General features: G+C 44.8%; 19 protein-coding genes. 13 read left to right on the top strand and 6 right to left on the bottom strand.

Annotation, left to right across the window (positions count from 1 at the left end):
- Positions 1 to 87: 87 nt before the first annotated feature.
- Positions 88 to 879, bottom strand: a complete 792-nt coding sequence (locus AV939_RS09030; RefSeq protein ID WP_057793019.1) for a cytochrome C assembly family protein — start codon at positions 877 to 879, stop codon at positions 88 to 90.
- A gap of 322 nt (positions 880 to 1,201) precedes the next feature.
- On the opposite strand from AV939_RS09030, the gene ffh reads away from it, so the two are divergent.
- The 6 genes from ffh (at position 1,202) to AV939_RS09000 (ending at position 9,818) form a co-directional block, all read left to right on the top strand.
- Positions 1,202 to 2,629, top strand: coding sequence for a signal recognition particle protein (gene ffh / locus AV939_RS09025; RefSeq protein WP_057793017.1), 1,428 nt, complete (start codon positions 1,202 to 1,204; stop codon positions 2,627 to 2,629).
- Positions 2,630 to 2,869: 240 nt separating this feature from the next.
- Positions 2,870 to 3,280 (top strand): hypothetical protein, encoded by a 411-nt coding sequence (locus AV939_RS09020; RefSeq protein ID WP_057793015.1) that lies wholly within the window; start codon positions 2,870 to 2,872, stop codon positions 3,278 to 3,280.
- A 254-nt stretch (positions 3,281 to 3,534) separates the two neighbouring features.
- A complete protein-coding gene (locus tag AV939_RS09015) occupies positions 3,535 to 7,275 on the top strand; it encodes an ATP-binding protein (RefSeq protein WP_057793013.1) in 3,741 nt (1,246 codons plus the stop codon).
- On the top strand, positions 7,272 to 7,907 hold the full coding sequence (locus tag AV939_RS09010) for a condensin complex protein MksE (RefSeq protein ID WP_013784910.1): 636 nt from the start codon (positions 7,272 to 7,274) through the stop codon (positions 7,905 to 7,907). The genes AV939_RS09015 and AV939_RS09010 overlap by 4 nt, the downstream gene beginning before the upstream one ends.
- Positions 7,904 to 9,124 (top strand): hypothetical protein, encoded by a 1,221-nt coding sequence (locus AV939_RS09005; RefSeq protein ID WP_013784909.1) that lies wholly within the window; start codon positions 7,904 to 7,906, stop codon positions 9,122 to 9,124. The genes AV939_RS09010 and AV939_RS09005 overlap by 4 nt, the downstream gene beginning before the upstream one ends.
- A 274-nt stretch (positions 9,125 to 9,398) precedes the next feature.
- Entirely contained in the window at positions 9,399 to 9,818 is a 420-nt protein-coding gene (locus tag AV939_RS09000; protein WP_013784908.1) for a TerB family tellurite resistance protein, read from the top strand.
- 116 nt (positions 9,819 to 9,934) lie between these two features.
- Here AV939_RS09000 and nhaD read toward each other — a convergent pair whose 3' ends face one another.
- From nhaD to AV939_RS08975, 5 genes are all read right to left on the bottom strand, one after another.
- Complete coding sequence (gene nhaD / locus AV939_RS08995; protein WP_057793011.1) at positions 9,935 to 11,179, bottom strand: sodium:proton antiporter NhaD; 1,245 nt, start codon at positions 11,177 to 11,179, stop codon at positions 9,935 to 9,937.
- 299 nt (positions 11,180 to 11,478) lie between these two features.
- Positions 11,479 to 14,598: an efflux RND transporter permease subunit gene (locus tag AV939_RS08990; RefSeq protein ID WP_057793009.1), complete on the bottom strand. Its 3,120-nt coding sequence runs from the start codon at positions 14,596 to 14,598 to the stop codon at positions 11,479 to 11,481.
- Positions 14,591 to 15,637 (bottom strand): efflux RND transporter periplasmic adaptor subunit, encoded by a 1,047-nt coding sequence (locus AV939_RS08985; RefSeq protein ID WP_372620357.1) that lies wholly within the window; start codon positions 15,635 to 15,637, stop codon positions 14,591 to 14,593. The genes AV939_RS08990 and AV939_RS08985 overlap by 8 nt, the downstream gene beginning before the upstream one ends.
- A 131-nt stretch (positions 15,638 to 15,768) precedes the next feature.
- The gene (locus AV939_RS08980; RefSeq protein ID WP_057793007.1) at positions 15,769 to 17,529 is read right to left on the bottom strand and encodes an ABC transporter transmembrane domain-containing protein; all 1,761 of its coding nucleotides are present in this window, start codon (positions 17,527 to 17,529) and stop codon (positions 15,769 to 15,771) included.
- A 450-nt stretch (positions 17,530 to 17,979) separates the two neighbouring features.
- Positions 17,980 to 19,257 (bottom strand): O-acetylhomoserine aminocarboxypropyltransferase/cysteine synthase family protein, encoded by a 1,278-nt coding sequence (locus tag AV939_RS08975; protein WP_057793006.1) that lies wholly within the window; start codon positions 19,255 to 19,257, stop codon positions 17,980 to 17,982.
- Between the two features lie 148 nt (positions 19,258 to 19,405).
- Between AV939_RS08975 and AV939_RS08970 the strand changes: the two genes are divergently transcribed.
- From AV939_RS08970 to AV939_RS08940, 7 genes are all read left to right on the top strand, one after another.
- Positions 19,406 to 20,065 carry a DsbA family protein gene (locus tag AV939_RS08970; RefSeq protein ID WP_082604947.1) on the top strand — a complete coding sequence of 220 codons (660 nt, stop codon included), beginning with the start codon at positions 19,406 to 19,408 and terminating at the stop codon, positions 20,063 to 20,065.
- Positions 20,066 to 20,273: 208 nt separating this feature from the next.
- A complete protein-coding gene (locus tag AV939_RS08965; RefSeq protein WP_057793004.1) occupies positions 20,274 to 21,584 on the top strand; it encodes a M20/M25/M40 family metallo-hydrolase in 1,311 nt (436 codons plus the stop codon).
- Between the two features lie 201 nt (positions 21,585 to 21,785).
- A complete protein-coding gene (rpsP, locus tag AV939_RS08960; RefSeq protein WP_013784900.1) occupies positions 21,786 to 22,037 on the top strand; it encodes a 30S ribosomal protein S16 in 252 nt (83 codons plus the stop codon).
- A 24-nt stretch (positions 22,038 to 22,061) separates the two neighbouring features.
- On the top strand, positions 22,062 to 22,583 hold the full coding sequence (gene rimM, locus AV939_RS08955) for a ribosome maturation factor RimM (RefSeq protein ID WP_013784899.1): 522 nt from the start codon (positions 22,062 to 22,064) through the stop codon (positions 22,581 to 22,583).
- Positions 22,584 to 23,345, top strand: a complete 762-nt coding sequence (trmD, locus tag AV939_RS08950; protein ID WP_082604946.1) for a tRNA (guanosine(37)-N1)-methyltransferase TrmD — start codon at positions 22,584 to 22,586, stop codon at positions 23,343 to 23,345.
- Between the two features lie 18 nt (positions 23,346 to 23,363).
- A complete protein-coding gene (gene rplS, locus AV939_RS08945; protein ID WP_013784897.1) occupies positions 23,364 to 23,723 on the top strand; it encodes a 50S ribosomal protein L19 in 360 nt (119 codons plus the stop codon).
- A gap of 595 nt (positions 23,724 to 24,318) precedes the next feature.
- The gene (locus tag AV939_RS08940) at positions 24,319 to 25,158 is read left to right on the top strand and encodes an alpha/beta hydrolase (protein ID WP_057796263.1); all 840 of its coding nucleotides are present in this window, start codon (positions 24,319 to 24,321) and stop codon (positions 25,156 to 25,158) included.
- The last annotated feature ends 14 nt before the right edge of the window (positions 25,159 to 25,172 follow it).

Genomic DNA, 25,172 nt, shown 5'->3' with positions numbered 1-25,172 from the left:
TTTGAAATTGGGTCTACATGTGCAATATACGCAGCATACGCAAGGTGTGCACGTAAATTTGACTAATTCATTTGGATTAATGGCGATTTATAGCAATATTTCTCGAACTAATTTACTACCGAAGTACGCAAGTGACAGTAAAATAACACCGAGTACTGTCATGAATATCACTTGTTTTCCGCGCCATCCTCGAAGCTTCTGACCTATCAATAATATTAAGTACACCACTAACGCGGCACTTGATAGCACCGTTTTATGCGCATACGTTTTATTAAACATATCATCTAAGAAAACAAACCCGCTAAGAAGTGACACAGATAGCAAGCACGTTCCTGCCAGCAAAAGCTTAAACAATATGCCTTCTACTAACATCAAAGGTGGCAAAGATGAATGTAACAGCGTTGCGCCTTTTTGTTTCAATCGATAGGTAATGTATGACATCTGCAAGGCATAAAGAAAGGCAATAACCAGTGTGCAATAAGCAAACAAAGATAAGCTGATATGCACCACTAGCCCTGGTTGCAACTCTATATGCATAATATAAGACACGGGAATAAACAACGAGGCTAGTACCGATAAGCTAGCAAACCCAAACACCACTGGAAGCAAAATAAGATTGGGAATAGCGCGAGCAAATATCAGCATGGCGGTGGTGATTATCCAAGCTACTAATGAAAGCACGTTGGTAATACTCATGTCTTGGCCAGGCGCTACTATAATAACGTTAAGCAAAAACGCAATGTGCGCAACAACACCTAAGCTAGCAATGCCTAAGCCTAAGCGTTTGTTCGGGCCTTCTTGGTGTACAAACTTGCCAAGTAAAACAATGGCGGCCATAGCGTAAAGCGCAGCGGCGGCAATGGCGAAAGCGGTGTTCATGATGTTTCCTGTAAAAAATGGTGTTTATCACCAATACTGGCGGTATTGATACTGGAAGTTGAGCTTAAATTCAACCGTCTCCTTGTTTTTCTTTATGCAAGTACCATGTATTGGGGCAATAGAGTTCGTTTAATTCCCTCGCATGCAAGCCTACGAGATGAGACAATAACCATCTGAATTAGTTTAATGGCGGCTCATGGCAGGCTTGTATGCATGAGCAGTAGACAGAGGAAAGAAATTTCCTTCACTAGACGGTACGTTAAGTCGCCCTTTTACGTTACAATAGGCGCATTACGTCTGAAATAAATAGAAGTTTCATACTATGTTTGAAAATTTATCAGAACGCTTAGGCCAGACATTACGAAATGTCAGTGGTAAGGGGCGTCTTACAGAAGACAACATCAAAGAAACGCTTCGCGAAGTGCGCATGGCGTTACTTGAAGCGGATGTTGCATTACCGGTTATCAAATCCTTCGTTGCACAAGTTAAAGAACGTGCAGTAGGGACTGAAGTCACTAAGAGCCTGAAGCCTGGGCAAATCTTTATTAAGATTGTTCAGTCTGAGCTAGAAGCGGTAATGGGTGAAGCGAACGAAAAGCTAAACCTTGCCACTCAGCCTCCTGCAGTTATTTTAATGGCAGGCCTTCAAGGGGCGGGTAAAACCACCTCAGTGGCTAAACTTGCTAAATATCTAACCGAGCGTGAAAAGAAAAAGGTTATGGTAGTAAGTGCCGATGTTTATCGCCCAGCGGCGATCAAACAATTGGAAACCCTTGCTAGTGAAGTGAATGTATCTTTTCACCCGTCAACTATTTTGCAAACGCCTATTCACATTGTTGAAGGCGCCATTAATGAAGCGAAGAAAAACTTCTTTGATGTACTGCTAGTTGATACCGCAGGTCGTTTGCATGTCGATAATGACATGATGGACGAGATTAAAGACTTACACGCTGCTGTTAAGCCAATTGAAACCTTGTTCGTGGTTGATGCCATGACAGGGCAAGATGCGGCAAATACAGCAAAAGCCTTTAACGATGCACTACCATTAACCGGTGTAATCTTAACGAAAGCCGATGGTGATGCGCGAGGCGGTGCTGCCCTTTCTGTTCGTCATATTACAGGTAAACCTATTAAGTTTATCGGTATGGGCGAGAAAGTAGATGCACTAGAGCCATTCCACCCAGAGCGTATCGCTTCACGTATTTTAGGTATGGGTGATGTACTCAGCTTAATTGAAGAAGTAGAACGTAAAGTTGACCGTAACAAAGCGGAACAACTGGCCAAGAAAGTTCAAAAAGGTAAAGGCTTCGATCTTCAAGATTTTAAAGATCAGCTTGAGCAAATGAAGAACATGGGCGGCATGATGGGAATGATGGACAAACTGCCGGGTATGGGCGGTATGTCTGAAAAAATCAAAGAGCAAGCCAACGACAAGCAGTTCAATCAGATGGAAGCCATCATTAACTCGATGACACCCGCTGAACGCTCTCGCCCTGATATCATCAAAGGGTCTCGTAAACGTCGTATTGCTGCAGGTTCTGGTACTCAGATTCAGGATGTGAACCGTTTACTTAAGCAGTTTACTCAAATGCAAAAAATGATGAAGAAAATGTCTGGTGGCGGCATGAAGAAAATGATGCGCCAGATGAAAGGCATGATGCCTCCTGGTGGGCCGGGCGGTCCAGGTGGCTTTGGTGGTGGGGGCCCTGGTGGCTTCGGCGGCGGTGGTGGTATGTTCCCTCCAAGATAGCCTAAAAAAATTAATTATGTTGAAAGCCTCATCCTTTAAGATGGGGCTTTTTTTATTTTCTTGCATCAAATTCTATAGGCGAGTCGTTTGGTTTAAGTGACAGAACGTAAGCAGTTTTCGCGTCTATCACCGCTCCTGTATTGCTAATTAAGTGAATTTTATCAGTTAGTAAAATTATGGTTTAGACAACCGTGAGCTATAATAAAGTCTTACGCGATTAGTTTTTGATACGAGACCATAATGATCAAAGCGAACTACTTCATTAGAACAGACAATAATGTGGTGATTGTGCATGTCAAAGGCGCTTGGGATCTTGCTATTGCAGAGAAATTTAGCCAAGAATTTAAAAAAGTAGGCCGACAGCTTAATCATACTCCTTGGGCACACCTTGTTTATTTTGACGAATGGGCGTTGTCTACCCCAGACGTAGAGCCTGTCATTAATGAAATGCTTGTTTGGGCACAAGTTAATAATATGACACATACTGCAAGGGTCTATAAAGATCACGCACTTAAAACGTACCAGCTTAATCGCATGTTAGATGCAGAGAAACACAAGGACAATATTTGTCATGTCGAGAATTCGAGCGAAGGTTTCGCATGGCTTACTAAGCATGGTTTCCACGTTACTACTGCCAAGGTAGTCGCTTAACTTTCCCTTTTTAGTACAACACTTATCACCATTGCGTAAAAAAACAGCAGTCATTCATTCTACTGTGTTTGTCTCTTCATACTGCCTGTGCAAATCATTCATTTCATAATACACTGAACGGCTCATTAATCGATTTACAAGTAGCATCTGAGGTGCAATTTGTTAATTGTAAAAATACAACGTTTAAAATAGATAAATGTGCTTCAAGCTCCAAAGGGGGCTGTGTGCTGATACTCAAAATAATAGGATACTGAATGGCAGGCTTAAAACGTATTGTTCTCATCGATACCCATTTGCCGGGTGTGGTTGAATTAAAGCTTGATGGGCATACCAACATCTGTGGTACGAATGCATCGGGTAAAACGACTTTGCAGCGGCTCATTCCAGTTTTTTACGGCGAATATCCTAGTCGTGTAGTACCAGCCACCCGTGACAGTTTTGAACGTTGGTACTTACCTCGTTTATCTAGCTTTATTATTTATGAGTATGCCCGCGCCGACGGTGATATATGCCAAGCGGTTTTAAGCTCTAATGGCACGGGCGTTAACTATCGCTTAGTAGGTAAACCGTTCGATATTGACGATTACTTAATTAAGCAAAAAAGTGGTAAACACGTTAGCGTAAGCAGTGCAGAACTTGCTCGCGCAATGAAACGCAATAACGTGATGGTAACCAGTTTGCTGAACACCAAAGATTTCCGCGCGATTGTACAAAACGATCATGGTGTATTAAACCAAAGCGGTAACGGTCGAGAACTATTAGGTTACGCCAAAATATTCAGCCTGTGCGAGCCCAGCAAGCATATGCGTCATATTGAAAAGCTTGCAAAAGCAGTGCATTCAAAAGAAGGCAAGATGGAAACCATCAAAGCCATGATTGCCGCTATTTTGGAAGAAGATGGGGTAACACCGCCTACATCAGGCTTAAGCCGTAATCGTGTTGATGACTGGATTAAAGAGTGCCAGTTAATTAAACAGTTCGACAATATTCGCCCTGAGTTCAGCAAACTTGAACAAGCCGATATGGCGTTAAGCAGCATTGAGCAACTGTTAGCCAACTTAAAGCATAGCTTTGAGCTTGATAAGGTACACTTATCTACTCGCGTTGATACCACTAAAAACGAATTAGACGAGAATACCTTCCAGCGTAAACAAACTGATAGTCAGTGGCACGATACGCGGGATCATCTTAATCAAGTTATTTCGTCTGCCCGGGCCGATGTTGAAAAATACACCAGTGAACTGGATACCGTTGAACGTGAATTCGATAAATGGCAAGACCAGAATATCGACCAGTTAAAAGAAGACGTTGCTAATTTAGCGCAATGGCAAAACGCCCGTGAATTGGCCGACAGCCGCTATCTATTACTTACCGAAAAACACCAAGATATAGAATCAGCCTATAACAAGCGATTGGCTGAACTAGGCGATAAGTTGTCACTTTCCTTAGAGTCGCTATCAGCGGCTAGGCAAGAGGCAGCGGAAACCAAAGCAGAGCAAACGCAACAAGAACATGAAGCCATTGCCCGCATTCGCGATGATTACGCAGGCCAGCTCAGCACCTTACAAGCAAATTATCAAACCGCCTCTGGTGAACTTAAAGTCGCGGAAGCTGAACTAAAGGCCTCGCTATCTAACGCGGGTTACAACGAATTTGAGCAGTCGCAATTAGATTTGCTTGATGCCGCCACTAAAGAAGCGTCAGTTAACGAAGATGCAGCTCGAGCGGCTTACCGACAAACTCAGCAAGCCCATAGTAAAGCGGTGCAGTTTAGGCAAGATGCTTCAAACGCCCTTGATAAAGCGCGCGTTGCCTTTCAAAAAGAAGAAAGTGCAGTTTCAAAAATCAATAGCTTGCTGTACCCAGGTGAGGGCTCATTGCTAGAGTTCTTACGTGCCAATGTTGATGATTGGGAATTAACCCTAGGTAAAGTACTTCGCCCTGAATTGTTAGACCGGAACGACTTAAGCCCCAGCGTGACTAAAGCTGCCGAAGACGCTAAATCAGACACCAGCGGAACTAGCACTTCGCTGATGGGCATCAACTTAGCCCTCTCAGAGCTTGAAACGCCAGAATACGCGCAAACTGAACAAGCCTTGAAGCAACAGCTTCAGTTAGCTGAAACTCGTCAAGCGGCATCCCTTGCTGCGCAGAATGAATGCGAAACGCGCTTAGCTAAAGCCAATGAAGATGTTCGCAATGCTGAATTGTCGATGACGCAAAAAGACAATGCGGTTAAAAGTGCTGAAGCTAGCCGTAAGCGCGCTCAACAAGACCGTGATAGCCTGTTAAGTGAATATCAGCAGGCGCTTTCCGCACGCAAGCAAAAGGCGAAAACAAAGCTTGAAGCTAATCTTCAAGCCCAAAAACAAGCCAAAGCCCAATATGAACTTAGCCGTGACGAAATAAAAGATCAGCAGCGAGAGTCGGAAACAGAACATAGCTTCCATTGGCAACAGCTAATTGCCGATAGCACAGGGCGTATTTCTCAAATTGATAAAGACATGCAGCAGGCAAAAGCGAATGCCGCTCGCGACCGTGAAGATATGCAAAAGTGGCTTGAAAATGAGCTGAATAATCGCGGTGTAGACATCGACGAAATAGGTCAGCTTAAGAAGCAAATTAATAAGCTGAAAGAAGATATAAACCGCACCGAAACCCACCGCCATAAAGTGGCCGATTATGAGCGTTGGTACACTACCATATTCACTAAACAAAAAGTGGTATGGCAAGACGAACTGGCAAAAGCGCGGAAATCGTTAGGGGAATCTGAGCGCGGTTTGGCTCAAAAGCAAAGTGAATATAAAGCGACGCGTGAACAACTACTTGAGATGCAGGCTTCACTTGAAACTAGGCTGAAAACTGCAACAGATCAACTAGAACAAGTTCGTACGTTAAGCAAATCACTCAGTAAGCTTACCCTGCAAGCTGCAAAAGAGTTTACTGAAATTAAGCATGACGATGTCAGTGTGAACCAGCGTATTTCTGAAGTACAAGGGCATTTGCAAGAACGAGACACCCTTTATAGCGATATTCGTGCTTATGTAGAAAGATTCGATCAGCTAATTGCAGCGCAAGCTGGAACTGGGCTGTCTGATACCTGGGAACGCGCGCGTGAAGAATGCGCCACTATTAACGCCCACGGGGTAAAGAGCTTCGACCATCGCCGTATGGTATCTCACTTATCTCAGTTGCTTAATGTAATAGTGCCGCAGAAACTACAAGGCTTACGTGAGCAAGGCAGAATATTCGGTGCCGATTTGTCTCAGTACTACTTTGTACTTGCAGATATAGACAAGCGTATTGTGTCGCAAAGCCGCCGAATTACTCAAGAAGTTGACGGTGAATTGTTCCTAGATGGTGTGTCTGATTCTGCGGTGAAGATTCGCTCTCGCATTAGCGAGCTAGAATTTTGGCCAGAACTAGAGCAGTTTAGAAAGCTGTACGAGCACTGGATGGAAGAGGGCGCAAATACCTTGCCTGATGAAGAGTACGGGCTAAGTATGCGTCGTGTGCTAGACATTTTAGGGCGCGCTGCACTTACTGGCGGCATCAGTAAATTGCTTGATATCGAACTTCATTTACGTGAAGGCAAGAGCGACTTGGTTATTCGCACCGATCGCCAGTTAAATGAATCGTCTAGTCATGGTATGGCTTACCTTATTTTATGTAAGTTCTTACTGGCCTTTACCCGTTTATTGCGAGGCGATGCAGAAGCAACCGTACACTGGCCCATTGATGAGTTGGGTACACTGCATCAAAGCAACGTGAAGAAAATTTTCGATGCCTGTCAGAACAACAATATTAGTGTTGTAGGCGCATTCCCGAACCCTGAATCGGAAGTACTGACTTTGTTTGAGAATCGCTACCTTATTGACAAAGTCACCCGCCAGTTGCAGGTAGTTCAGCCGAGAACCAGTGGTATTGCTGCTCGCCTACAGGCTAAAAAAGCACAAGATAAAGGGAATGCCGCTAGCCAGGAGACATTATCATGATGACGGAACAAGGCCGCGTGTTAAGCGCACTATTGCAAGGGACTTTTATTTGTCAGGTTACTGACGAAGAAGCATGGCGCTTTTTGAAAAACCGTGAGAAAGCTCAGCAATTAGAGCCTCATTTAGCATTGCTAAACCGCACACTTTCAAGCACAGCTGAAGGCGATGTTTTTTTTGCCAGTTACTTAACCATTGGTGAGGCAGAGCGCAAAATTCTAACCCAACAGTTTCAGGATACTGCGTCGAACTTAGTGCCGCTGGTGGAATGGTTGTTGTTAGTACAACAAGCCAATGAGTCTGATATGCCGGTGACTATGGGCAACGCTATTCGCTTAAACGAACTGCAAACTACTATTGAAGATACCCCTGCGTATGCCGAGCAACTAGAGAAAATTTCTCGTTACCGCATGTTTGGTTCTACCAGCGTGAATTTAGATGGCCAGTTAAAGCAGGTATTTAAACGCTTAACCGAAATGGGTTACTTAACCAAGCCAAACCCAGAAAAGCAGATTTACCTTGCCACCGGTAAAGTAGAGCACTTGTATGAAATGCTGCGTTTTATTGATGAAACAGAAGCGTTAAGTTTATCTGAGCAAGCTGATGCTGCTATTACCCAGGGTAGTTTGTTATGAGCCAAGCGCTTATTCAAACAGGTGCTCGCTTACTAAATGCATTGGGTAAGCACAGCGACCTTATCATGCAGGTTTATATAAACGGCACGGTTGATGAGCAAAACCACAGCCCTAAGGTATTAGAGCAATTGGTGCAGCTTGGTGTGCTGTGGCGCCCTGAATCGCAAAGTGAATTACGACTTAAAAGTGCAGTTCGTACGTTACTAGAAGGTAGCTTACAAGATGAAAGAAACCGCACCATTAATGCCAATATCGGTGCGTCGCTCGCGAGTTTAAAAACCTTAGCAGAGCATTATAAAGAAGCCCTGCATTACAATAAATACAACGAATCCGCTGCGCACATGAGCGATTTAACCGAGCATGTGTATCAACTGTCAGAGTCTTTATCGAACAGCGTACGTGTGTTGTTCGGGCGCATTACTAATGAGTTTGGTTATGTGTCGTCGGTAGATGCGAAAATTCGTGAAAATGAACTAGCGCAAGGGCAGGTGACTGACTTGCTATCACAGCTGGAATGTTTCCGCTTCGATGAATTAAGTGAAATAGCGGGTTCAAACCGCGAACTTCGCCATTTGCTGGTGGTGTCTTTGCAGCAGCGCTTTTCAAAAGCCGCGCAAGAACTCTCGGTGGTGCAAGCGCGTTTGATAGATTTACTTGGCCGGTTTCGAGAATTCCAAGGTCGTACTCGCTTGCTTAAGGGCTACTTGCTACACATGGAGCAACACCCTGACTTTGCGCCGGGTAACTACACTAACTTGACGCAAGTGCCAGTACTGTTTAATCAATCAAGCAGCGTGATGAGTGCCGCTGCGCCAGATGTGAATAATGTTGAGCACGAAAACGATTACCAAGAGATTGTGTCCTCGCTTACGCATATTCATCAACGTGCTACTAAACATGATGATGCTGAACCACAGCAAGATATCGATGTAACCGAACAATCTACGGTATCTCTTGAAAAGGATGAATTACAGTTAGCCATAGAAGACTTCTTCTGTGAGGTTATTGATTCGGGCCAACCGAAAACAGCGTTAACCTATTATGAAGAAAAAGCGTTAGCGTTTGATCGTGAGGTATGGATGTATCAAGTGATTGGAGGCTATCAAGCGCTTGCCGATCAAGAAAAGCAATTTTTTGCCCTCGATCCTCATGGTGAAAATGACAAAACGTTTACAGGCAACTTCTACATTAACGATATCACCCTAGGGCTGCGCTAGCGGCTCTATTTATTATATTGGTTTTTACATTTGTCTTTACACTTATTTCGGGCTTCTTATACGCAAGTTTACTTGGATCTCGCAAAGAAAAGACTATAATAGCAACAGTTATTTTACATTTAATTCACACATTGAACTTAATTGTTCATGGTGGCGTAATATAGCTGTCAACGAGCAGGAGCAACATTAATACTCTCGTGAAAAACAATAAACTGCCTAGCAGGATGCGGGCAAGTAGTGGTGCCAATGCGTATGGCACGAAGAGGATGAAACTATGCAACTTTCACAGCAACAAACCTTTAACCAAGCACTTATCAAATTGTCAGTATTGTTATACCAAGTAGACGGTATGGTGACGTTATCTGAACAAGATTATCTCAATTCCATGGTTGAAGAACTAGATTGGCAGAGTCCAATCTGCCGGGAAGCTTTTTTAAACGATACGATTTACCAGACCAGACAAGCTATTGATACTGGCGATGAACTTGAGTTCATGCGCGCGTTAAAAGATGACCTATCTTTTAACGCGGAAAAAACCCTAGAGGTTGCCATGGCAATCACTGGCGTTGATGGAGAGCGAAGTGAAGCAGAAACAGAGCTGTTATCGGTACTTACCCACAAACTATTGGCCAAGGCATTGATAGCAGGCAGCAGTACGCTGTCTAATCAGCTTAACAACCAAGCGCCGCACTAGCTGCCTAGAGCTTGGGCAAACGCCTAGATCTTCGCTAGATGTTCGGCAACACAAGTTTCTAAACATAGCTAGCAAAGCGTGCGGTCAATAAATAGTGATCTCAATACTTGTCTTTGCTAGTACAGCGCATTCGCTAACAGTAATACCATGGCGTAGCCAACACTATAAGCAAGTAGTAATAGGCCAGAGTAACGTAAGAAGGTTGCAAACGTTAGCCCTTCCACCTTACTCATGGCCACAATACCCGCTGCAGATCCTATTACTAATAAAGAGCCTCCCACACCCACCGCATAAGTGAACGATAACCACTCGGGTGTCGTCATTGCGATATCAGCTTTTAATAACGCTGCGGTTAACGGTACGTTATCTATCATGGAAGACACTATCCCCATTAGGTAATTGGCTACACTCACAGGCAGTGAATCGTATAAATACATAAAGCCATTAAGGGCGTGAATATGTTCCAACATGCCTACAAGGAGCAGCACACCTAAGAAAAACAGCAGGGTATCGAATTCAATGTACCGAATGTAGTCGAGTATGGGGTCGTTGTCGTTATGTTTCCCGTAGAGCGTTGCCACCATAAACATGACTGCCATACCGGTTAAAAAGCTAAGAACCGGCGGAATGGAAAATATGACGTTGGCGGCCAATGTAAATAGTATGGTAGCAAGAAATATGGCGGCAATGATGTAATCCACCGATGCAATATCATTTCGCTGCTTTTTAATTCTTACTTCCCCAGTAATACCAATACTCAGTAATGCAGCTAGCAACATCACGGTGACAAACGATGGGCCAATCAGCATGAGAAGTTCGGTAATAGACACTTTGTGTTGCAGGAAAATCATCAAGGTTGTGACATCGCCGGTAATCAATGAGACCCCACCTGAATTGACAGCAAACACCACCAGAACGGAAAAACGGATAGTCTGTTTTAATGGCAAGCCCAAAGATAGCACTAACGCAATTGATACCAGAGTTGCCGTAATGTTATCGGCTAATGAGGAGAAGCAAAAACTGAAAATAGCAGTGAAAAACAGTAATGCTTTCAAACTAATTTTCTCGGGCATCACAATATTCATTACATTTTCAATTAAACCTTTCCGGTTTAAATACGCCACGAAGGTCATCGCTGCCACCAAAAACAACCACAATGTGGAAATTTCGGTAAGGTTACTCATTAACGCGTTGTTGATGTGCTCAGTCTGAGAAATAGAAGAGGAAAATATAAATAGTAGTAACCAAGAAATAGTCCCTAGCAAAAGGGTGGTCTTGGCTTTGTCTACATGAATGAGGTCTTCAAAGATAACGCACAGTAGTGCAAGAATGGCGATGACAATGAGTGCCACGTCTAACATGGTGTCAGTTCCTAACAGCAATTTTTATTCGCGCGGATTGTAAGAGCTAGGAAATGAAATAAACAGTGAGATGGGCATGAATGAACTATTTTATGCGATATTTTAACTATCAGGGTGATAACTTTTTGCTATCAGTGAAGAAAGTGCAAGGTTGATGATAGTTATAATGATGATGCCAACAAAATAGCGCTGCGTGTATCAGCTACTGAAGTATAAAAAAGCCTCGTTAAAAACGAGGCTTTAAAGGAATATTAGAAGCAGAAAGGAGTAAGCGGGTATTTACGCCTTCTAAGTAGGCCTTAACTTACACTAGCTTCTTCGCGCAGTTCAGCGTCTCGCATCTCTCCCTCCAACCGCTGACTTTCATCGGCGCGAGGTTTAGTAAATCTTGCTAATGCAAGATATAGCACTGGCGTTAGGTATAAGGTAAAGACCACCGCAATACCTAGTCCACCAAAGACAACCCAACCAATCGCATTTCGCGCTTCGGCACCTGCGCCTGTTGAAAGTATCAGAGGCAAGCCGCCTAATATAGTGGACACCAATGTCATCATGATTGGGCGAAGACGAACGCGACCCGCTTCTATAATGGCATCGTAAACGCTATAGCCTTTATCCCGTAACTGATCGGCAAACTCAATAAGTAAGATGGCATTTTTCGCCAATAGTCCTATTAGCATTACCAAGCCAATTTGCGAGTAAATGTTAATGCTTGTGCTGGTTAGGTACAGGGCATAAATAGCCGCAGCAATACCGAAGGGCACCGTTAACATTACCACAACGGCAGAATTCACACTTTCAAACTGCGCTGCCAACACTAGCAGTACAATAATAAATGCGAGTACGTAGGTTAGGGCGACTTGCTTAGACGTTTCTTCATAGGTTTGTGCTTCACCTAAGAATACTAATCCCATGCCATCGGGTAGCGTTTCGTTACCAAGTTCGCGAATGCTGTCTACTACATCACTTAACGCTAAGTCTTCCGGCAAATCCATCTCGATATTAATTGCACGGCGCTGCGCTTGGCGTTCAAGTTCAGCGGCCACACCTTCTTCAGTAATAAATGCGACACTGGATAATGGCACCAGGTTGCCAGTACTGCTTTTCACATACAGATTAGTAAGGTCTGAGGGGTTAATAGAATTTCTATTATTGGTTTGTAGCATGATGGGAATGGCTTGGTCACCCACGTTTAAATCAGCAATATCATCACCATTTACCGCAGCGCGAAGGGCGCTGGCAATATCAGGCAGTGGTACACCTAATTCCTCTGCACGACGTCTGTCAATATTAACTCGCATTTGAGGCTGAGTAGGGTCGTAGCTAATTTGCGGTCTACCCACTTCAGGTAACGCATTTTCTATCTCGATAGCAAACGCTAACGCCGCTTTATGAATATTTTCATAGGTATCACCAGTAAGTGCCAGTTCTAAACCACCACCTTGACCCCGTAAATTAAGGCTGTTTCCGCCAAAGGCATTGCCCGGCGCTCCTGGAATGGCTTGCAAGCCAGGGCGAATTTCACCCACGATATCTTGTAACGACTTGTCGCGATCATCCCAATGCTTAAGCGGAACCGTAATAAATACAATATTAGGATCCCATTGCCCCACCACCGTATAAATTGAGTCGATGGTGCCGTTTTCTACATAAGGGAATAGCATTTCTTCCATCTTCTCGGCCTGTCGGTCCATGAAGTTCAAGCCTGCACCATCAGGCCCGCGAGCAAATATACGAATTGTGCCTCTATCTTCACTTGGCATTAATTCATTATCGATATTCTTTGCCAGCAAGTACGCACCACCGCCAGCCAATAAGCTTACTATGCCTACCGCCCATGCGTATTTTAGCGCAAACACCAGTGACTTTTGATACAAACGTAAACAGGCGTGACCGAAGCGGCCAAAGGTGGCATCGAAAAAGCCCGACTTCGTAGATTGCTTTTTCGAAAGCCTAGCGGTAAGCGCGGGTACTAACGATAAAGCAACAAACGAAGATATGATAACTGCCCCAGCTAGCACGCCGCCGAATTCTCTAAATAAGCGTCCTGCGGTAGATGGCAGGAATGCAATGGGTATAAACACCGAGGCTAATACTGCCGTGGTAGCAATAACCGCAAAGAATACTTCACGAGTACCAATAACCGCTGCTGCCCGAGGACCAAGCCCCATGGCTCTTCTGCGCTGAATGTTTTCAGATACCACAATGGCGTCATCAACAATCATGCCTGTGGCAAGTACCAACGCCAATAAGGTTAGAATGTTAACTGAAAAGCCCATGGCCCAAATAATACCTAGCGCGCCGGCCAGTGAGACAGGAATACTCAGGGCTGGCACAATAGTGGCTCGCCAAGAGCCAATAAACACGAGTAAAGTGAGAACAACTAACGCCACGGTAAGACTCAGCGATACCACCACTTCTTTTACCGAGTCTCGAATAAATTCAGCGTCGTCAGATGTCACTACAATCTTCATATCCGTAAAGCGTTTGTCTAAGTCTTTCACCATAGAAAGCACTTCATCTGAAATTTCAATGGTGTTTGAACTGGCTTGGCGGATAACGCCTAAACCAATAACCGGGCGGCCATCAAGGCGAACCATACTGCTGGAATCGGCAGGACCAAAATACACACTGGCTACGTCGCCGATTCGTATATCACCTGAAACAACAATATTACCTACATCTTCAGCACTAACTGATGTAGCGTCGGCGCGCACAATTAAGGCTTGGTCGGAAGATTGAATACTCCCTGCGGGCACATCAAAAGGGGCTAGCGCTAGTGCGCTGGCAATTTCAGCCATCGATAACCCAAAGCTGGTTAAACGAAGTGGGTCAACGGATACCCTAAGTACACGTTCTCTGTCGCCACTCATACTGACATCGGCCACCCCAGGAATGCTCAAAAAAAGCGGAGCCACATCGGTGTCAACACGCTCAGTTAAGGTTTCCATGTCTAAGGTGTCGCTTGAAATCGCAAGGCTTACCACCGCTTGCGCATCACTGTCTGCGCGAATAATCGCAAGCTCTTCGACATCATCCGGTAGCTGTCGCTGAACGCGGCTCACCGACTCTCGGGTTTCGTTAGCGGCATCTTCTAAGTTAACGCCAGCGCGAAACTCTACCCTTATACGTGCTGAATTTTCTTCGCTTTGTGCGGAAATATTTTTTACGCCGCTAACACGAGCTACCGCGCCTTCTAGGCGACTGGTAACCTCTGCATCTACGGTTTCCGGTGATGCACCAGGGTAAGTGGCGGTAACCGTAATTCTTGGCGTATCTACATCGGGAAGTTCTCGAACTTCTAGTGCACTTAGTGCCGATAAACCAGCAATTGCAATAAGTAAGTTAAGAACAACAATGAGTACCGGTCGTCGAATTGATAAAGAGGGAAGGTCATTGGTTACCGGCGCGTTACTCATTGGCGGGGCCCCCAACCAATTCCGTCGTAATCGCTTGTCCATTTCGAAGGCGTTGTACACCTTCAGCAATTAACGTGTCGCCTTCGCTAATGGCGCCAGACACTAAAATCGCGCCACGCAAACGTTGATGAACATTCACATCAACCCGTTTCGCTTTTCCAGATTCTGCAAGCCAAATGTATGCGCCAGTGGCACCCCATAGTAATGCGGCTTCTGGAATGGCTGCATAACGGTCGCCTTTAATGCTTAAATTCACCCGAAAGCTCATGCCAGGGCGAAATTTGTCTGCTGAGTTGTCTAACAGTGCGCGGGCTCGCAAGGTACGATCTGCTTCGTTAATGCGCGAGTCAATTTGTGCAATCTCGGCTTTAATGGACACTTCACGGTCACTCCAAGGTTCCAATGTCACATCGGGCGCGTTCATCAGCACAGGTAATGCCGCTTCTGGGGCTTTGAAATTAATGTAAAGCTTGCTTCTGTGGTCAAGCGTAGTGATTAACGTTTGCTCGTTAATTCGGTCGCCTACTTCAATGTCAGTAATGCCGACAACGCCGTCAAAAGGTGCTTTTATAAAACGGTCATCTAAGTCGACAATAGCCTCTTCCAAAGCCACTTCGGCTAAGTCACGCTGAGTGCGGGCAAGGTCAAGTTCACTGATAGGCACTGCGCCTTGGGCATGGCTGGTGATAAGTCTATCAAGCGTACGCTGTGCATCCTTTAATGTTAGCTCAGCACGCTTAACGGCATTCTTCTGGCGACGATTATCTAGCTTTATTAATACTTTCCCAGCTTCAACAAGTTGGCCAGGAACAAAATTGACTTCGATGACTTCATCGGCAACGGCGGGGTAAAGTGCAATGGAGCGAAGCGCCTCGGCACTACCCACAGCCTCCACTTTTCGGGTTTCATACATAAAAGAGACAGGCTCAGTCACGACTAACTTAGCCTGTTTGTCACCCATAAATTGGCTGTAAGCCGGTACACTTGTGAGTGCCAATACTACACAGCACGCCGATACCCTCGCGTATCGGGAGATCATATTTGTCATTTTTTTTCCGAAATCTTTTAGTTTTATATTTTTTCTAATAACGATAATTAGTGGCTGTTTTCGCGTTCTTTTTTTGCCACTTAACCCAAGCAAAATTCTAGTGTTATAGCACCATAGGCAGCTTAGCTAAGCAATTGCAGTTCAGCGTATTCCCTGTACAGGGTATCGCTTTTCATTAATTGTGCATGCGTTCCGATACTGACAATTTTGCCTTTATCCATTACCACAATGCGATCTGCATGCTGAACGGTGGCAAGGCGATGTGCGATAACAATACTGGTCTTGCCTTCCATTAAACGATTCATTGCCTGTTGAACCATACGTTCACTCATGGCATCTAGCGCACTTGTTGCTTCATCTAAAAGTAAGATAGGGCGATTTGCTAATATTGCACGGGCTATGGCGACACGCTGTTTCTGCCCGCCAGAAAGCTTGATGCCACGCTCACCTAACTGAGTGTGATAGCGGTTTTCTAGGTTATCGATAAATTCATGAGCAAAGGCTTTTTTGGCTGCACTCATTACTTCATCGTCACTTGCCTTGGGGCTACCGTAGCGAATGTTTTCCATTACGCTACTGGCGAATACCACAGGCTCTTGGGTAACAATGGCGATATGCTGGCGCAAGCAGCTTAGCGGCATGCCTATAATGGGCGTGTCATCGAACGTAATTTCACCGTTAGTGGGGTCGTAAAAACGCATAAGTAATTGGAATAGCGATGACTTTCCAGCGCCACTCGCCCCTACCAACGCAAGTTTCTCACCGGCTTTAATATTTAAGTTTAGATTGTCAAATAATGGCTTAGTACCAGGGTAGCCAAAGCTCATATCTTTAAACGCAATAGCAGGCGCTACCTGAGGTACTTGCGATGAAGCGGAGTGTTCAGACAGCGAGGTCACTTCTGATGTTGCATTCAGTAGCTGATAAAGGCGTTCACTTGCACCTACGCCTCGTTGTACTTCACCAATCACTTCACTCACAGTAGCGATACTGCCACCTGCCATCACCGCATAAAATAGAAAGGCGGACAATTCCCCAACGGTCATTTTGCCTTCTAAAACTTGGCGTGCGCCTACCCACGCAATAAATATTATCGCTGTCATGCTTAAGCACATAATGCAGCCAATTAATAAAGACCGATAATGGATACGATGTTTAGCTGCATTCATCGCCGACTCTACTCGTGAAGAAAAGTGAGCGCGTTCTTTGTCTTCTGCGGTGTACGCTTGAACCGTCATAATTTCATGCAGGCTTTCATCAATGTGAGAGCCTAAATCTGCCACCTTATCTTGGCTGATTTTAGCGAACTTGCGTACTTGTGGTGCTAAAACTTTTATGGGTACTAGTACAGCAGGTACAGCGATGATGACGCAAAAAGTAAGTAGGGGACTAGATATACCCATCAACACTAACGCGCCAATAAATGTTACTACCGAGCGAAGTGTCATAGAGAGGCTCATACCTACCACGGTTTGAATTACCGTAGTGTCGCTAGTGAAGCGAGAAATAACCTCACCGGTTCTAAGCTCTGCGAAAAATGAAGGAGGAAGTGAGAGCAAATGAGAGTAAACCTGATTTCTAATATCGGCACTGACTCTCTCGCCCAACCATGTCATCAAGTAAAAGCGGGCATAGGTCGCAATGCACGCAATCAGCGTTATTGCCAATACAATAACCGTGGCTTGGTTTAAGGTTTCAGAAGCGCTTTCTACAAAGCCGCTATCGATAGCGTATTTAATGCCTTGTCCTAACATTAACCATGCTATAGCGGCAGTAAACAAGGCGGCAATGGCCCCAGCGACACGTTTTTTGTATTGGCTTAAGTGTGAACCTATCCACTGCAGTACTTGTTTTGTTGACACTTCATTTAACGGTGTTGCCAAAATAACCTCTTTTAAATTTTCAACAGGATAAAGCGATGCTACGGAAAACCGTATCTAATTTGCGCTATTGATGCGTTCGAACAGAAGCCGAGAACGATTAATTGTTATGACTATACGCTGAATTAGGAAAAGTTGATTTATTCATGCGACTACAGTTGCAGTAAATCAGGTGGGTGGAACCTGGCTTGCCCTGACTTGGGCCTGACTTACGCGGGCCGGGTTAAAAATTTGTAAGAGAAGCCGGAAGTCGCAAAGAAATAGCTAAAAAAGAAAAGATTTTAGAAAAGAAAAAACAAGAGTAGAAAACGGCTGGGTTCAAAGTAAAAACAAAAGTCTGAGGTTCCATTTATAATTTGGAACCCCGACGTACCTATATGTAATCAAGCACTTTGAAGTGCAAAGCTTAAAAGCTTAAAAGCTTTTAGCGCTTAGCTTAGCAGCTTCAAGCGCTCAGCTTTGGCTAGCAATGAGGGCTTGCTCGATGTCAGCTATAATATCGTCAATATGTTCAATACCTACCGAAATACGAACCATATCTTCACTAACGCCGGCCGATGCAAGCTCATCAGCATTTAATTGACGGTGTGTAGTGCTAGCAGGGTGACAGGCTAAAGACTTTGCATCACCAATATTAACTAAGCGTAGAATTAGCTGTAGGGCGTCGATAAACTTAGCGCCTGCTGGCAATCCACCTTGAATCCCAAAGCTAATAATACCGGCCGCTTTACCGCCACAAATGCGTTGGCAGGTGTCGAAGTGCTCACTATCAGGCAGAGCCGCATAGTTAACCCAATTCACTGAAGGGTGCTTTTCAAGAAGCGCAGCCACTTTTTCTGCGTTTTCGCAGTGGCGCTCCATCCGTAACGATAAGGTTTCTAAACCTTGCATAATATTAAACGCACTTTGTGCTGAAAGTGCAGCCCCTGTATTACGCAGAGGCACTACGCGGCAACGGCCAATATAAGCAGCTGGGCCAAGTGCTTCTGTGTAAGTAACGCCATGGTAGCTAGGATCGGGTGTAGTCAGCATACTGAATCGTTCTGGCTGGGCAGCCCAGTCAAAGTTACCTGAATCAACAATAATGCCGCCCACGGTAGTGCCGTGACCGCCAATATATTTGGTTAGGGAGTGAATGGCTATATCTGCACCGTGATCGAACACCTTGCAAAGAATAGGGGTGGCAACGGTGTTATCAACAATTAACGGCACGCCTGCGGCATGTGCAATATCGGCCCAACGTTTAATATCAACAACGTTTCCTGCAGGGTTACCAATAGACTCGCAAAATACCGCTTTGGTATTTTCATCAATAGCAGCAGCAAGGCCGTCGAAGTCATTTGCTTGTACGAAGGTAGTTTGAATACCTTGGCGAGGAAAAGTATGGGCAAAAAGGTTGTAGGTGCCGCCGTATAACTGTCCAACACTTACAATATTGCTACCGACTTCTGCGATAGCTTCTATGGCGTAGCGAATAGCGGCCATGCCAGAGGCTACCGCTAATGCCCCAACACCACCTTCTAATTCAGTTAAACGTTGCTCTAACACAGCATTGGTGGGGTTCATTATGCGGCTGTAGATATAACCTGGCACTTTAAGGTCGAACAAATCAGCACCATGTTGCGTATTATCAAACGTAAACGATGTGGTTTGATAAATAGGAGTAGTTGCTGCTTTTGTAGTTTCTTCGCTAGTATAGCCTGCGTGTAATGCAATGGTTTCTGGTTTCATTGAACATACCTTAAAAGTTAATTCATATTTTGTGCGTTTAGATGTTTAGATGGTTAGACGTCTATAAAGCTTTTGATCAAGGTAATCCAAAAATCTTTACTTGTGAAGTATTAAAAATTTATTTGTTAATTAAATGTAGGAGAGTGTTTTGGAAAAGCCAGTGCATCAGCCCAGACAACAAGTAACACAGCAAGGTAGTAAATCTATTCTCTACTACGTGCACGACCCCATGTGCAGTTGGTGCTGGGCGTTTGTACCAGTATGGAACACCATAAAACAAAACCTGCCAGATCACATAGAGGTGCGATATGTATTAGGCGGGCTAGCGCCCGATTCTAACGAACCCATGCCAAGTGCTATGCAAGCTGCCATCAGCGGATATTGGAAAACCATTATGCAGCGGGTGCCGGGTACCACATTCAACTTTGATTTTTGGGAAAAATGCGAGCCACGACGCTCAACTTATCCGTCATGCCGTGCGGTAATTGCTGCAAGAAATCAAGATGCCAGTAAAGAAGAATCGATGATAAATGCTATTCAACAAGGGTACTATCTTCGCGCCATGAATCCGTCCAATGACAGTACGTTGATTGAACTGGCCAGCGAGTTAGGATTAAACCCAGAGCAATTCGAAGAAGACTTAAACAGCGCAGAAACTCAACGAACATTAATAGAAGAAATAAACATGGGGCAAGCTATTGGCGCCCAGGGCTTTCCCAGCTTAATTTTAAAAAATGAATCAGGTTATCGATTTATTGCCCTTGATTATAACGATGCGAATGTAACGTTGGCTCAGTTAGGTTTATAAACTACAGCTATAAAACTCTCATATGACATGGGTCAACTTGGGCCCATGTCGCAAAACTGTTTACGCATTTTTAGCGGCTTCTAATTAAACATTATTCACTAACATTCCCTTTTTTCGTCGCACTAGACATTACAGAACGCCCGTTTTACTCTCATTATTCTTCCTGTTTCTATTCAAGCCTTAAATGATAATAAATAAGAGAAAATTCATGATCAAAAGAATCAAATTCAACACCTTGTTCGTTGGCATGCTATTCATGTTTAGCCAAACCAGTATGGCTAATACTGCCACCGAGCAGAAAATTACAAAGCATATTAATGATAACCTCACCCAATCCCAAGCGCTGTTAGAAAAAACGGTGAATATCAATAGTGGCACCATGAATTTCGACGGAGTCAAAAAAGTAGGGGCTATTTATCAAGCCGAGTTCGATGCAATGGGGTTTGATACCCAGTGGGTTGATGGAAGTGAATTTAATCGGGCTGGGCACTTAGTGGCCAGCTATGGCAATTCGGGGCCAAAGATTCTGATGATAGGCCATTTAGATACAGTATTTGCTAAAGATGATGCATTTCAGCACTACAGTGTCGTTGATGACACCCATATTGCAGGGCCTGGCATCACCGATATGAAAGGCGGCGATGTGATTATTATTGCGGCACTGCAAGCGCTGAAAGCCTTAGATTTACTTGATAAAATCAGTATTAAAGTAGTGATGACAGGCGATGAAGAAAGTAGTGGCCGCCCACTTTCACTATCTAAGAAAGCTTTAGTTGATGCAGCAATATGGGCAGATATCGCGCTAGGGTTTGAAGATGCCGATGGCGATATTAAAACGGCGGTGGTTGCACGTCGCGGCTCAATAGGGTGGCAGTTAGATGTTGCAGGCAAGCCTGCGCATTCATCACAAATATTCACCGACAATGTGGGCTATGGTGCAATATTTGAAACGGCTCGTATTTTAAATAGTTTTCGCGAACAGTTAGCGGGCGTTGGTAATATTACCTTTAACCCTGGGTTAATAGCGGGTGGTACTGAAGTTGAAGTACAACCCGAGAATTCTATCGTACAAGGCTTTGGTAAAACCAATGTGGTGGCAAAAGAAGTTACCGTGAAAGGCGGCATTCGCACATTAACCGCCGACGAGTTGGCAAAAGCTAAAAAGGTTATGCAGGAAGTGGCTTCGAACAACCTAGCGCATACCTCTGCGACATTAACCTTTGCCGATGGTTATCCGCCAATGGCACCTACCGACCAAAACTATGCACTGTTAAAGATGTATAGCGATGTGAGTGAATCTTTAGGTTATGGCCCTGTAGCGCCGGTTAACCCAAGAAACGCAGGTGCCGCTGATATTTCATTTGCAGCAGATCATGTAGACATGGCAATTGATGGCCTAGGCTTGATGGGCGATGGCGGACATACAAAGGATGAAGTGGCCGACATGTCCACCTTTGCGCAAAACATGCATAAAGCGGCTATTTTACTCTATCGTTTAGGGGAAGCTAAGGCCTTATAAGCAAGCGAAATTTTTACTCCTTCCACACTAATAGCCAATAAATAATAAATAGGGATGCATAATCCCTATTTAACCCGCATTTATACTTGCATTCACAGCCCATATCCGTATAATTCGGCGGCCTTCTCTTAGGCGCTCAATTTATAAGCGTCTAAAGAAGGATTAAGTTAACGGTAACGCTACAACGAGTTTGAGGCATTTATGGTTACTATTCGTTTACAGCGTGGTGGCGCGAAAAAGCGTCCATTTTATCAACTAGTGGTGGCTGATAGCCGTCGTGCAAGAAACGGTCGTTTTATTGAAAACGTTGGTTTCTTCAACCCAACAGCACAAGGTCAAGCAGAGCGTTTACGCGTTGACCTAGAACGTGTTGATTACTGGGTTGGTGTTGGCGCGAGCTTATCTGAGCGCGTAACTAGCTTGGTAAAAGAAGCTAAAAAATCTGCAGCGTAAGTTGCAATTAACTGGTGAGTATAGATGAGTTTAGCGTCTGACATTGTGGTTGTTGGCAAAATCGGTGCACCTTACGGTGTAAAAGGTTGGGTCAAAATCAACAGCTATACACAAACACCAGAAGGTATTTTTGAGTACTTGCCTTGGTTTCTTGGCGAAGAAAACGAATACCAAATTGACCAATGGCGAACGCATGGTAAAGGCCTGGTAGCAAAGATTGTTGGTGTGGATAACCGAGATGATGCAGAACGCATTAAAAACTTGGATATAAACATTAGCGCTTCGCAACTTCCCGATTTAGGGGACGATGGCATTTATTGGCGCGAGCTCACTGGCATGAAAGTGGTAACTACGCAAGGTTACGACTTAGGTGTGGTGAAAGAAGTATTTAATACAGGTGCCAATGACGTGGTTCACGTTAAAGCTAATGTAGGCGATGCTTTTGGTCAAAAAGAAAGATTAATACCTTTTGTGTTCGACGACGTTGTACAAGAGGTTGATCGGGAAGCGAAGGTCATTAAAGTTGACTGGGACCCGGGGTTTTAAGTGACACCGGAAAAATGGTTCGGGGTGGTTAGCCTGTTTCCAGATATGTTCGCGCCATTTACCCAACAGGGTGTAATCGGCAGGGCTGTTAAGTCTGGAAAATTATCGGTTGATACCTTTAACCCCCGCGACTTTACCCATGACCGCCATCGCACAGTTGACGATCGCCCCTATGGTGGCGGACCCGGCATGCTGATGATGGTTAAACCGCTTACCGACGCAATACAAGCTGCCAAGAAAGTTGGTGGCGAAAACAGTAGCGTGATCTACTTATCACCCCAAGGGAAACCCCTTGACCAAGCAGGCGTTCAACGTCTTGCTGGAATTGACCGTACGATTTTAATCTGTGGTCGATATGAAGGAATTGATGAGCGCGTAATCGAAAGCCATGTAGATGAAGAAGTCTCCATTGGTGATTACGTTCTAAGTGGCGGTGAACTGCCGGCAATGGTCTTAATGGACGCAGTTGCTAGATTAGTTCCCGGCGTGTTGGGGCATAAAGCTTCAGCAGTTGAAGATTCCTTTACCGATGGTCTTCTGGATTGTCCGCATTATACGCGGCCAGAAGTACTAGATGGTCAATCGGTGCCTGAAGTGTTGTTAAGTGGTGATCATGAAAAAATTAGGCAGTGGCGATTAATGCAGTCTTTGGGTAGAACCTTACTGCGTCGCCCTGATTTGTTAAATCACCTAGCTCTGACTGAGGAGCAGCAGCGGTTATTGGAAATATTCCAAACGCAGTTGCAGCGAGATGACAGTTAACTAGGACGAGAGGATATGATGAGCAAAGTCAGTCAAGATATCATCAAGAAAATTGAGCAAGCACAGCTTAAATCTGATGTTCCAGGGTTCGGCCCGGGTGACACAGTAGTTGTTAAAGTTCGCGTTACCGAAGGTGACAAAGAGCGTCTTCAGGCTTATGAAGGTGTTGTTATCGCTAAGCGTAACCGTGGTCTGCACTCGTCTTTTACCGTACGTAAGATTTCTAGCGGCGAAGGCGTTGAGCGTGTGTTCCAAACACACAGCCCGGCTATCTCTTCAATTGAAGTTAAACGCCGCGGTGCGGTTCGTCGTGCTAAGCTTTACTATCTTCGTGAACGTTCAGGTAAATCTGCACGTATCAAAGAAAAGCTTAACTAAGATTACTAATCCTTGCGTTATTGTTAACTTCGAAAGAGCCCGCTTATTAGCGGGCTTTTTTGTGCCTGTAATAAAAGCGGGGAGAAATGCGGTGTAGGTGCCGATGACTCGCCGTAAACCCATCCATGGGGGCTCTGCCAGCGCATCCATGCGCAGGAAGGTCATCAGCACCTACACCGTATCGCTCCGGTCGCACTTTATAGCCATATTAGGTGAGTTGAATAATAGTGCCGATGACAAGCCGTAAACCCATCTATGGGGGCTCTGCCAGCGCATCCTGCGCTGGAAGGTCAGAGAGCCCAACACCGCATCCCTCCGGTCGCACTTTATAGCCATGTTAGGTGAGTTGAAGAATAGTGCCGATGACAAGCCGTAAACCCATCTATGGGGGCTCTGCCAGCGCATCCATGCGCAGGAAGGTCATTGGCACCTTCACCGACACCCACACCCCATATCTTGACGATAGCACAATTGCTCAATGCACCTTTGCGAGATAATATGTTGAAAATAGTTAATTAAAACAATGAGTGGCCATATGCTATCGCGTTTTTTCTGGGTATTAATAGTGTTAGCTTTCAGTGCTGTGTCTAGTGCCATGCCTAGTGCCGTGTCTAGTGTCATGCCTAGTACCATGCCTAGTACGATGCCTAGTGCAGACACTGAATTCACAATACCTAGAAGTACTGTTGTCGAGCTTCAAGACCATAAATCTCACCGAACTTACCCCATTTTTATCAAGTTGCCAAAAAGCTACCGAGCGAACCCTAAAGCATCTTACCCAGTGATTTATTTGTTGGACGGTTCTTATGCATTTCAGGTCGTGTCAGGGGTAACACGGTTTCCCATGAACAGTAGTGTAATGGAGCAGGCTATTATAGTGGCCATATCCTACTCGAAAGGGTCTAAGGGCGCCGCAAGTCGTGTTCGCGACTATACCCCTTACCATGCTGAAGACTGGAAGCTGGAAACGGGCAAAGCAGCGCATCATGCTGACTTTATCAATGACACAGTATTCACCTATATTTCAAATAACTATCGCGTGGAGGGGATGCCTAGAACGTTAGTTGGAAATTCCTTAGGCGGGCTATTTAGTGCCTATGTGCTTTTTACTCGCCCAAATATGTTTAGTAGTTACATTATTGGTAGCCCATCGGTGTGGTTTTGCGACAATGCCATTTTGTCTGAAGCAGTCGTACCCGCCAAAACACCTGTAAATGTTTATCTAGCCGTGGGGGCGTTAGAGCGCCCTGAATATGGTGAAAGGCAAGATATGGTTGAAGGTGCACAAAAGCTGGCTCAAAAAATAATGCAGCAGAGTGAGCAGCAGATAAATCTCAAGTTCAAACTGATTGATGAGGCCACCCACGCTACGACATTTCCCACCACCGCTATTCAGGGGTTAGATTGGCTCTACGGAAGTCGTCAGAAAAAGTAAGACAGCTATTGTCG

It is taken from the genome of Alteromonas sp. Mac1 (assembly GCF_001562125.1).
Taxonomy (GTDB): domain Bacteria; phylum Pseudomonadota; class Gammaproteobacteria; order Enterobacterales; family Alteromonadaceae; genus Alteromonas; species Alteromonas stellipolaris.
Note: the sequence above shows the minus strand (reverse complement) of the source record. Positions and strands in the feature narration are given on the sequence as shown.